General features: G+C 63.2%; 9 protein-coding genes and 1 pseudogene. 9 read left to right on the top strand and 1 reads right to left on the bottom strand.

Features of this window, described 5'->3' with window-relative positions; translation table 11 throughout:
- The 6 genes and pseudogenes from AC5RK6_RS00715 to AC5RK6_RS00740 all read left to right on the top strand — a co-directional run.
- A pseudogene (locus AC5RK6_RS00715) lies at positions 1 to 195 on the top strand (hypothetical protein); the annotation flags it as partial.
- A gap of 164 nt (positions 196 to 359) precedes the next feature.
- A complete protein-coding gene (locus AC5RK6_RS00720) occupies positions 360 to 1,097 on the top strand; it encodes a phosphoglyceromutase (RefSeq protein WP_016443345.1) in 738 nt (245 codons plus the stop codon).
- Positions 1,098 to 1,386: 289 nt separating this feature from the next.
- Complete coding sequence (locus AC5RK6_RS00725; protein WP_435731006.1) at positions 1,387 to 3,156, top strand: anchored repeat ABC transporter, substrate-binding protein; 1,770 nt, start codon at positions 1,387 to 1,389, stop codon at positions 3,154 to 3,156.
- Complete coding sequence (locus AC5RK6_RS00730; protein WP_320758091.1) at positions 3,153 to 4,286, top strand: choice-of-anchor M domain-containing protein; 1,134 nt, start codon at positions 3,153 to 3,155, stop codon at positions 4,284 to 4,286. Before AC5RK6_RS00725 ends, AC5RK6_RS00730 begins: the two co-directional genes overlap by 4 nt.
- Positions 4,274 to 5,032 (top strand): anchored repeat-type ABC transporter ATP-binding subunit, encoded by a 759-nt coding sequence (locus AC5RK6_RS00735; RefSeq protein WP_320758092.1) that lies wholly within the window; start codon positions 4,274 to 4,276, stop codon positions 5,030 to 5,032. The genes AC5RK6_RS00730 and AC5RK6_RS00735 overlap by 13 nt, the downstream gene beginning before the upstream one ends.
- Positions 5,029 to 5,898, top strand: a complete 870-nt coding sequence (locus tag AC5RK6_RS00740) for an anchored repeat-type ABC transporter permease subunit (protein WP_320758093.1) — start codon at positions 5,029 to 5,031, stop codon at positions 5,896 to 5,898. The genes AC5RK6_RS00735 and AC5RK6_RS00740 overlap by 4 nt, the downstream gene beginning before the upstream one ends.
- A 28-nt stretch (positions 5,899 to 5,926) precedes the next feature.
- Here the strand turns inward: AC5RK6_RS00740 and phoU are convergent, their stop codons facing one another.
- On the bottom strand, positions 5,927 to 6,652 hold the full coding sequence (gene phoU / locus AC5RK6_RS00745) for a phosphate signaling complex protein PhoU (protein WP_320758094.1): 726 nt from the start codon (positions 6,650 to 6,652) through the stop codon (positions 5,927 to 5,929).
- Between the two features lie 181 nt (positions 6,653 to 6,833).
- Here phoU and AC5RK6_RS00750 point away from each other — a divergent pair, with 181 nt between their 5' ends.
- From AC5RK6_RS00750 to AC5RK6_RS00760, 3 genes are all read left to right on the top strand, one after another.
- Positions 6,834 to 8,015: a sensor histidine kinase gene (locus AC5RK6_RS00750; RefSeq protein WP_320758095.1), complete on the top strand. Its 1,182-nt coding sequence runs from the start codon at positions 6,834 to 6,836 to the stop codon at positions 8,013 to 8,015.
- A gap of 9 nt (positions 8,016 to 8,024) precedes the next feature.
- Positions 8,025 to 8,714 carry a response regulator transcription factor gene (locus AC5RK6_RS00755; protein ID WP_320758096.1) on the top strand — a complete coding sequence of 230 codons (690 nt, stop codon included), beginning with the start codon at positions 8,025 to 8,027 and terminating at the stop codon, positions 8,712 to 8,714.
- 222 nt (positions 8,715 to 8,936) lie between these two features.
- Positions 8,937 to 9,470 carry a CarD family transcriptional regulator gene (locus AC5RK6_RS00760; protein ID WP_016443353.1) on the top strand — a complete coding sequence of 178 codons (534 nt, stop codon included), beginning with the start codon at positions 8,937 to 8,939 and terminating at the stop codon, positions 9,468 to 9,470.
- The last annotated feature ends 150 nt before the right edge of the window (positions 9,471 to 9,620 follow it).

Below are 9,620 nucleotides of genomic sequence, written 5' to 3' on the forward strand. Positions count from 1 at the left end.
AAGGCTCGCCCGTGGCGAGCTTCCATCGGTAGAGTGGGTAAGGTGAAGAAGAAACTACTGACTGTGGCGGGCGCACTGCTGTGCTCCCTGGCCCTGGCCTCGTGTTCCTCGTCCCCTTCGGATAACCCCAGTTCCGACCCGAGCTCCTCGGGCCCCGGATCCTGCTCGGTGGAATCGAACGCGCCGGGCTGCTAAGTGGCCGTTTCGCAGCTGTCAATCGGCTGCTAAACCGCTGGTGGCCCAGCCCTGCGCACGCGGCCGGCAGTGATGCCGGGCGCGGGCGCACGGCGTCGTCGTTCCCCTTTAAGTTCTAGGCAAAGGGCGTGGTAACCCGCGCCGCGACATGAAAGAATAACAATATGACCTACACACTGGTATTGCTCCGCCACGGTGAGAGCGATTGGAACGCAAAGAACCTGTTCACCGGTTGGGTTGATGTGCCGCTCTCGGAAAAGGGGCGCGCGGAAGCCGCTCACGGCGGCAAGCTCCTCAAGGAGAACAACATCCTCCCCGACCTCCTCTTTACTTCGCTGCTCCGGCGCGCGATCACCACGGCGAATATTGCCCTGGATGAATGCGATCGCCACTGGATTCCGGTGCAGCGTTCCTGGCACCTCAACGAACGCCACTACGGTGCGCTGCAGGGCAAGAACAAGAAGGAAATCCGCGACGAATACGGCGAAGAGCAGTTCATGCAGTGGCGCCGCTCCTACGATGTTCCGCCGCCGGCCATTGAGCTCGGTTCGGAATGGTCGCAGGATCAGGATCCCCGCTACGCCGGTGAGCCGATCCCGCGCTCGGAATGCCTCAAGGATGTGCTGGCGCGCGCGCTGCCCTACTGGGAATCCGATATCGTCCCCGCTATCAAGACCGGCAAGACCGTCATGATCGCGGCGCACGGCAATTCGCTGCGCGGCATCGTCAAGTACCTTGATGACATCTCCGATGATGACATCGTGGGCGTGAACATCCCCACCGGCATTCCGCTGGTCTACGAGCTTGATGAGGAAACCCTCAAGCCCGTGAAGAAGGGTGGCACCTACCTCGATCCCGAAGCGCAGAAGAAGATCGCGGAAGTTGCCAACCAGGGCAAGTAATTCGCGTCATGCGCACGTAATTTGCAGCTGCTAGCGCTGAGCTAGGCAAGCTAGGTAGCAGGGCTCCGGTCAGACCGGGGCCCTGTTGCTGTTAACTCAGTCACGGCAGCGCGGCCGGGACTTGTCCATCCCCGCCCCACCCCCTACCATTGAGCTGGTAATGATAACGGTTATCGTTACGGCTTGTGAGCGGCTCGGCCGCTGCCTGGGAAGCGCCCGGCCTGAAAGCCGAGCGCAGCGCCGCCGCCCGGCGGCCTGGATTCACGTATCCGGAGGTGTGTGTCCGAGCATGATGAAGCTGCTACCCGCCATCGCGTCCATCTTCGCGATGGTCTGCCCTGCCGGTATCCCTTCCGGTGGGAGCCAGGAAGCGCTGACGGGTAGTGTTTCGGCCGCGGGAGTGAGGACCCGCGCCGAAACTGGCGATCGGAATTCCGATGCGCCACGGGTTGTCGCCTCCACTCCGATACTCGCGGACCTCGCCCAGAATGTTCTGGGCGAGCGGGGTGAGGTGACTTCCCTCGTGCCGCCCGGGGCAGACCCGCATTCTTTTGAACCGTCACTACGGTCCTTGCGGGAACTGGCCCGGGCGGACATCGTCTTCTCCAACCAATTGCTGCTGGAGGACCAAGCGCTGCTCGCCACCATGGATGCTACCAGGCGCCCCGGCGTAAAAAACGTCGGTTTGGGTGAGGCGGCCGTCGCGTACGGCGCACGCCACATCGCACTCGTTGAAGACGCAGCCCTCAGTACCGTGTGGCTCGGTTTCCGTGCCGGCGCACCCGTTGCGGCACAATCACGGGAGGGGAACGACGACGCCGCCCCTTCCGCCCCCACCACTTCGGCTCCCAGTGTTTCGCTGCGCGCGGTCTCGGTCACCGGCCCGGGCACCCTCGCCGCTTTCACCACCGGAACGTTCGGGCAACCCAAGGTTTATATCGATTCTTCGCGCGCGGAACTCGGGCACGTGGATCTTCCCACCCAGGCCCATACCCATATGTCCTGGGCTTTTTCCGCCCCCGGTATTTATGAATTGCGCATGCGCGCCGAGGTCCAGGAAGCGGGCCAGAGCCGCAGCCTCGGGGAGGGGACTGTGGTCTTTGCCGTCGGGGTAGATCCGGCCACCACCGGGCGTAGCCGGGTGATCGACGCCGGTCACGTGGATATCACCATGGCCGATAGCGGTGCCATAACCCTGCGCGGGGAAATCGAATCGGCCCGCACTACCGAGGTTTCCCCGGATAGCGCGGTTATCGCGGTGCCGCATACCGTGGCCACCCATATTCCTGGCGATCCCGCTTGGCGTTTCCTGGGCCGGGCCGGGGATACCAGCTGGGTGTTGGCCCAGGCGGTGCTGGGTGAACACGTGCACGGCGATGTTGATCCGCACCTGTGGCTGGATGCCTCCAATGCCATCGCCTATGTGGAAACTATTGCCGCTGAACTTAGCGCCCTGGATCCGCAGGGCGCTCCTATCTACGCGGCCAATGCGCAAGCTTATATCGCCAGATTGCGGGGCCTGGATGAGTGGCTGCGCGGCGTCGTCGCCTCTATTCCAGCGCGGCAACGCAAGCTCGTGACCGCGCATGACGGCTTCGGCTACTTGGCGCGCGCCTACGGCCTGGACACGGTCGGTTTCGTCACCCCGAATCCGGCGCTGGAACCTTCCGCGCGCCAGCTCGCCAATCTCACCCATACACTCCTGGATCTGCGGGTTCCCGCTGTCTTCGGGGAACCGACCACGGCTTCGCACGCCGGGGAGCTGCGGGCTGTGGCGAGCGCGGCGGGCGTGGCGGTCTGCCAGCTCTATTCTGATTCTTTCGACGGCGCTGCCACCACCTACGAAGCCATGATGATCGCCAATGGTCGCGCCTTGAAAAGCTGCCTCGATCCGGGCGCGCTGCCGGCCTGGTCTCCCGATTATGAGGTTCCGCGGCTGCCCCTGCCTACCACTCCCGATCAGCGATCGGATCCGGGCGCTGCGCCGCAACCTGATCCGCAACCCGCGCCGCCCGTCGCTCAGCTTCCCGCTACCGAACCCACGAAGGACAATTCATGACTAGATTCTCTACCGCGCACCTGAGCGCACGTTCCGGCGCCCTCCGCTCTGTTTGCGCGCGCACTCTCGCCGCGCTACTCCTTGCTGCGCTCAGCTGCGCGCTGGTTCTGGCCGCGCCCGCGCGTGCTTTCGCCCATCCGGATCCGGCCCCTACCGCGCCCGGTTCCAGCACTGCCGTTGACCCGGCCCTCACCCAAACGGTGAGCGGGGACGAGCAGCTGGCCCCGGTGGGCACCCCGGTGGAGATCAGCTCCGGACACGTGGATATGGGCCCGCGCCTGACGGATGCCGGCTGGGATTTCCTGGTGCGTGATGATTCGGGCGCCGTGCCGGTCTGGCGTTCCGTGGACGACGTGGTCTTCCGGGTGGGGGAGGCGGCCCGCATGGAGGTCCCCGCTACCGATGCCTACTCCTTTATTCACGCCTCCGGTCCGGCCTACGTGATCCCGCAGCAGCAGCTCGCCGATGTGGTGTGGCTCGGCTGGAATACCCAGGACCCGGGCGTGGTCAGCCGCGTCAATGGCGATGTGGCCCTCACCTACGGCGGGCACGCGGGGGAAGGCCAATTCACCGCCTTTGTCGATTCGGGCAACTTCTCCGGGCCCACCCTGCTGTGGAATTCCGAAGTCGCCACCTCGCAGCCGGTGCACGTCTCCCTCAATACCCACACCCACGCCAATTGGGTCTTCACCCAGCCCGGCGTGCACCTGGTGCGCCTCACGGTATCCGCCCAGCTCACGGACGGCACCCAGGTGGAGAAAACCGTGACTTTGCGTTTCGCGGTGGGTGCGAATACTTCTGCCGACGACGCCCGCGCGGCCCAGTGGCCGGCCGGCAGCGACGGCGCGGCAGCTAGCGGTTCGGCCGCGGATAATGCGCAGGCCGGGCAATCAGCCGCGGGTCAATCCGGTACGGCGCAAACCGGTGCGAATGGCGCCCGGAACTCGGCCGCCGGCGAGGCGGAAATCCCGCTGCGCTGGGTAGTTATCGGCTGCGCTGGAGCGGTGCTCCTCATTGCCGCTGGCTTTATCGGGGCGCGTGCCTCGCGCCGCCGCCACCAGGAAGCGGCGCTCGCGGCCCGCACCCAGGCCCGCGATGGCGAGGCAGAGGAGGAATCGTGCCAGCGCTAACGGTCCGTGACCTCGCGGTTGTGCTCGGAGGTGTGCGGGTGCTCCGTGATGTCAGCCTCGAGGTGGAAGCCGGCGAGCTCGTTGGCCTCATCGGCCCGAACGGCGCCGGGAAAACCACCCTCATGCGCAGCATCATGGGCCTGCTCACCCCGGCAGCCGGCACTGTTGAGGTGCGCGGGGAGCGGGTCCGGCCCGGCCGCCCGCACCGTGCCATCGGCTACGTGCCGCAGTCCCGCGCCACCCAATGGGGTTACCCCATGAGCGTGGAGGAACTGGTGGCCACCGGGCTGGAACGCCGCGGGCTGCTCGCCCGGGCGCGCCTGGGGCGCAGCGCGTGGGAAAAGGTATATGCCGCGCTCGATAGGGTCGATTTATTCGAGATGCGGCGTCGGCCCATCGGGCAGCTGTCCGGCGGGCAGCAACAGCGCATCCTCATCGCGCGCGCACTCGTGCGCGACCCGGCCATCCTCCTCCTGGACGAGCCCTTCACCGGGCTCGACCACCCCACCCAGGATTCCCTGGCCGATCTTTTCCTCTCGCTACGCGCCGGCGGGGCCGGAATTATTATGTCCACCCACGACCTCACCCAGGCCGTTGATATTTCCACCCGCGTGGCCCTTCTCAACCGCACAATTATCGCGGCCGGCCCGCCCGCGGATATCCTCCGCGCCGACCTGTGGATGGAAACGTTCCAGGTGCGGGCTTCCTCGCCGCTGCTGCGCGTCCTCGGAATGGTGAAAGCATGAGTTTCTTTGATTTCCTGGCCGATCTGTCCAATCCGGTACTCGGCTTCCTCCCGCGTGCCCTCCTCGTTGCCATGCTTTCCGCGGTAGTGTGCGGGGCGGTGGGCGTGCACGTGGTACTGCGCGGCATGTCCTTCCTGGGGGATGCCCTCGCCCACGCGGTTTTCCCCGGCATTGTCATCGCTTTCGCGCTCCAGGGTTCCATTCTGGTGGGCGGAGCGGTCGCGGGCGGCGTCGTCGCCCTTCTTATCGCGCTCGCCTCGCAAAACCGCAACCTGCGCGAAGACTCCATCATCGGTATTTTTATGGCCGCGGCTTTCGCGTTCGGCGTGGCTCTCATCGCGCGCATCCCCGGCTATACCGGGTCCCTCGAATCTTTCCTATTCGGTTCCCTCACCGGCGTGGATAGTTCCGATGTGCTCACTTCCGCCATCGTGGCCGCGGCCGTGCTGCTTTTCCTGGCCGTGCTCCACCCGGCGCTGCTCTCCGTGAGCGTGGACCGCGATTTCGCGCGCGCCACCGGCACCCGGGTGCTGCTCGTAGACGTGTGCCTCTACCTCACCGTGGCGCTCGCGGTGGTGATTTCCGTGCAATCCATCGGCAATATTTTGGTGTTGGCGCTGCTCGTCACCCCGGCCGCCACCGCGCGGCTCCTCACCGACCGGGTGGGCACGATGATGCTCCTCGCTCCAATCCTCGGGTGCGCGAGCGCTTTCGTGGGGGTGTGGCTCTCCTGGGCGGCGGATATTCCTGCGGGTGCAGCCATTGTTTTAGTGACGACGGCGCTTTTCGCCCTCGTGTGGTTGAGTGTTCCGGTGCGCGGGAAACTAGTGCGGGCCCGCACCGCACGCGTAAAAGACCGCGTGTAGTACAGGCCCGAACGACGGCAAGCGCCGATTAGTCTTCCATATCTCCCACGGAGAAACCTTCGGGGAAGTCCCCGCCGAGCATTTCTTCTTCGGTACCCGGGGTGGACTCCACATCCACACGCAAGCCGGTGATGAGGAAGTGCATGCGGCGGGCAACCGTGACCCCGTGATCCCCGTAGCGTTCCAGGAAACGGCCCAGCAATACTACGTCCACGATTTCCTGGTGGCTCATGCCGTTATCCTCATCGAGGACCAGCTGGAAAGACTGGCGGTGCAGGTCGTCAAGAACCTCATCACGTTCGTCAATTTCATCGGCGATAGCAAGATCCTGCTTGCGCACGAGTTCTTCCACCTGGCGACCCACCCGCACGGCCTCGTCGGCCATGCGTACGAGTAGGTCATAGCCGGGGCCGCCCACCACGCGTTCGGGGAAACGCCCGCGCGCAATATAGGCAACGTGGCGGGCCAGGTCGCCCATGCGCTCCAGAGTAATGGCGATGCGCATCGCGGTCACCACGGTCCGCAAATCCGAGGCAACCGGCGCCTGCCGCGCCAGCAGCGAAATCGCCATATCTTCAATCTGACGCTGCAGCTCATCAATATTTGCATCGGCATCAATCACCGATTCCGCCAGGGCCAGATTGGCGTTCCGCAGCGAATCTGCGGCGTGTTCCATCGCCCGAGCGGCGCTGCGAGCCTGCTTGGCAAGCGTTTCCTCGAGCGTCTTCATTTCGTTGCGGAATTCTTGACGCATTAAAGCTCCTCATTTCTGTGCGCCCGCGGGCGCGTTCGTAGCGCACGGCGGCGCACCACAGGTTTTATTTCAGCAGTACGGGGTTAACACTAGCGGCATATTGCGTAAACAGTAGGTAAATAGCGGGCTTTCGGGGCTGCCGAGCGTGCCAGGCCGAGCTGGAACAGGCTAGTCTGGAACCATGGTTGAAGGAATCGCTGTGCTTGCCGCGGTCTGCGGGGGGATCGCCGTGGGCATTATCGCCTCCCTGGCTTTTGCCTATTCGCAGCGCTCGCTGCGCCCATTGCGGGTGACCGCAACGGTAGAGCCGGTGGAGGACGCCGTGAAAGTCCTCGAGGCGATTCCGCAATTCTTCGTGCTTGTATCCGCGCTTGACGTGGTGGAACGTGCCTCCACCCAGGCCTATAGTTTCGGGCTGGTGCGTGATGATCGCCTGGTGCGCCCTGAGTTCATCCAACTGGTGGCACGGGTGCGCGATACCGGTGAAGTGCTCTCCCGCCCGCTCTCCATTAAACGGTCCACGCTCAAAAACCAGAGCGATACCCGTTTGATGGTCTATGCTGCGCCGCTTTCCGGCGGGCGGGTGCTCGTGCTTTTCGAGGACAATACCGAGAAGCTCAAACTGGAAGAAACCCGGCGGGATTTCGTGGCCAATGTATCCCACGAGCTGAAAACCCCGGTGGGGGCGATTTCTTTGCTGGTGGAAACTCTGGACAGCGCGGCGGATGATCCGCAAGCGGTCCGGCATTTCACCGCCCAGCTGGATACCGAAGTGGTGCGCTTGCGCGGCCTGGTGCAGGACATTATCGAGCTTTCACGCCTCCAAGAAGGTAATGCCTTGACCACCACGGAACTTGTGGATGTGGATGCGGTAGTGGCCGAATCGGTTGCCCGGATGGATGTGGAAGCTGCTAATCGCGGGGTGAAAATTGTGAGCGGCGGGCAGCCTGGGCTCACAGTCTATGGAGATAGACGCATGCTCGCCACCGCGATCCGTAATCTTCTGGATAATGCGGTGCGCTATACCCGGCCGCACGGGCGGGTCTCAGTAGCAACATCGCTGGCGGATGGGCAGGTGCTTATTTCCGTCGTCGACCAAGGCGAGGGAATTGACGCGGCGCAACGCGAACGTATTTTTGAGCGATTTTACCGAGGGGATGCCGCCCGGGACCGCAATTCCGGGGGCTCCGGGATTGGCCTTGCGATCGTCAAGCACGTGGTTCAAGACCATGGCGGGCGCATCAAATTATGGAGCAAGGTAGGCCAGGGCTCCACCTTCACCATCTGCCTGCCCGAACCCTATATTCCTGAGGCAGCTCCCAGTCCTGAAACTAATGCGCTTGAGCATTCGGAGAGGAAGTAACGAAACACCATGACCACGATCCTTGTTGTTGATGACGAACCGACGTACCGTGACACCCTCGCATTCAACCTGGGCCGGGACGGTTACGAGGTGGTGACTGCCGCGGATGGCGCCGCGGCCCTCGAACAATTCCAGGTGGCGCGCCCCGATGTGGTGCTTCTTGACCTCATGCTCCCGGGCATGTCCGGCGAGGAAGTGTGCCGCCGGATTCGGGCTACCTCGGATGTGCCCATCATTATGCTCACCGCCAAGGATTCTGAAATCGACAAGGTGGTCGGCTTGGAAGTTGGAGCGGATGACTACGTCACCAAGCCCTATTCCTATCGGGAACTGGTGGCGCGAGTGCGGGCGGTGCTGCGCCGGGCGAGCACCGGGGCCGCAGATGATGTAGACGAAGACGTATTGCGCGTGGGCCGGGTAGAAATGGATACCGATAAGCACGAAGTTTACGTGGGCGGGGAACTTATCAGCATGCCGCTGCGGGAATTCGAGCTGCTTGAACTTTTCTTGCGTAATCCGGACCGGGTGCTCACCCGCCCCCAGATTCTTGACCGTATTTGGGGCCTGGACTATATGGGTGATACTAAGACCCTGGATGTGCACGTCAAGCGAATTCGCTCGAAGATTGAGGTGGATCCTTCCGCTCCCACCGCGCTGGTCACGGTGCGTGGGCTCGGCTACAAGCTGGTCTCGGAGTAGTCGCAGCCGGGGCGTGAGCGCGGGCGGGTGCCCGCGTGCCGGTGAGCGTGAGGCTGCCGCCTGCAAACATACAGCCCGCGTGCCTGCGAACTTGTGGCCCACACCGCAGCCCTTTGTGGCTTGCAGCGCAAAAAAGATCAGAGACTACACCGTCAATGGTAAAATGTCTATCGGATATGCGCATATTGCGCGAACGCGCAGCGGAGAAAGGGTTCTGATTCAATGCCGTTCAAGGTCGGAGAAACCGTTATTTACCCGCATCACGGGGCAGCGGAAATTACTGATATTTCGGACAAGATTATCAGGGGTGAAAAGCGCACCTACCTCACGCTTAACGTCATGCAGGGCGATATGGTCATTCAGGTTCCGGCCGAATCCATCGAGGAAGTTGGGGTCCGTGATGTCTCCAACGAAGATCAGCTTGAAGTGGTGTTTAGGGTTCTGCGCGAACAGGATGTGGAAGAACCTTCTAATTGGAGCCGGCGTTTCAAGGCGAATACCGAAAAGCTCACCTCGGGGGATGTCAATAAGGTAGCCGAAGTGGTGCGTGACCTCACGCGCCGGGATACTGATCGCCACCTCTCGGCGGGGGAGAAGCGGATGCTCCAGCGCGCCCGCCAGATCCTCTGCTCGGAAATTGCCCTCGCCCGCGAATTGAGTGAAGAAGAAGCCGGTGAACTCCTCGATGAGATCCTGGCCGAAGGTAACGAGGGTCGGGAAAGTAGCTCGGAAGAAGGTGCTGCGGCGTCCGCCTAGTCCTCCTGAGGTGCGTGGTGTCTTTGTTTCACGGCGCACGCTCGTTTTGAGGCACTCGTAAATGAAGCGGTCCGGGAATTCTCCCGGGCCGCTTCACGCATTAAAGCTCGACGGCGCTGCCAGCTGGCTCGGGGTACCTCGGGGATAGAA

The sequence above is a fragment of the Actinotignum sp. usb-actsch-213 genome (assembly GCF_059085665.1).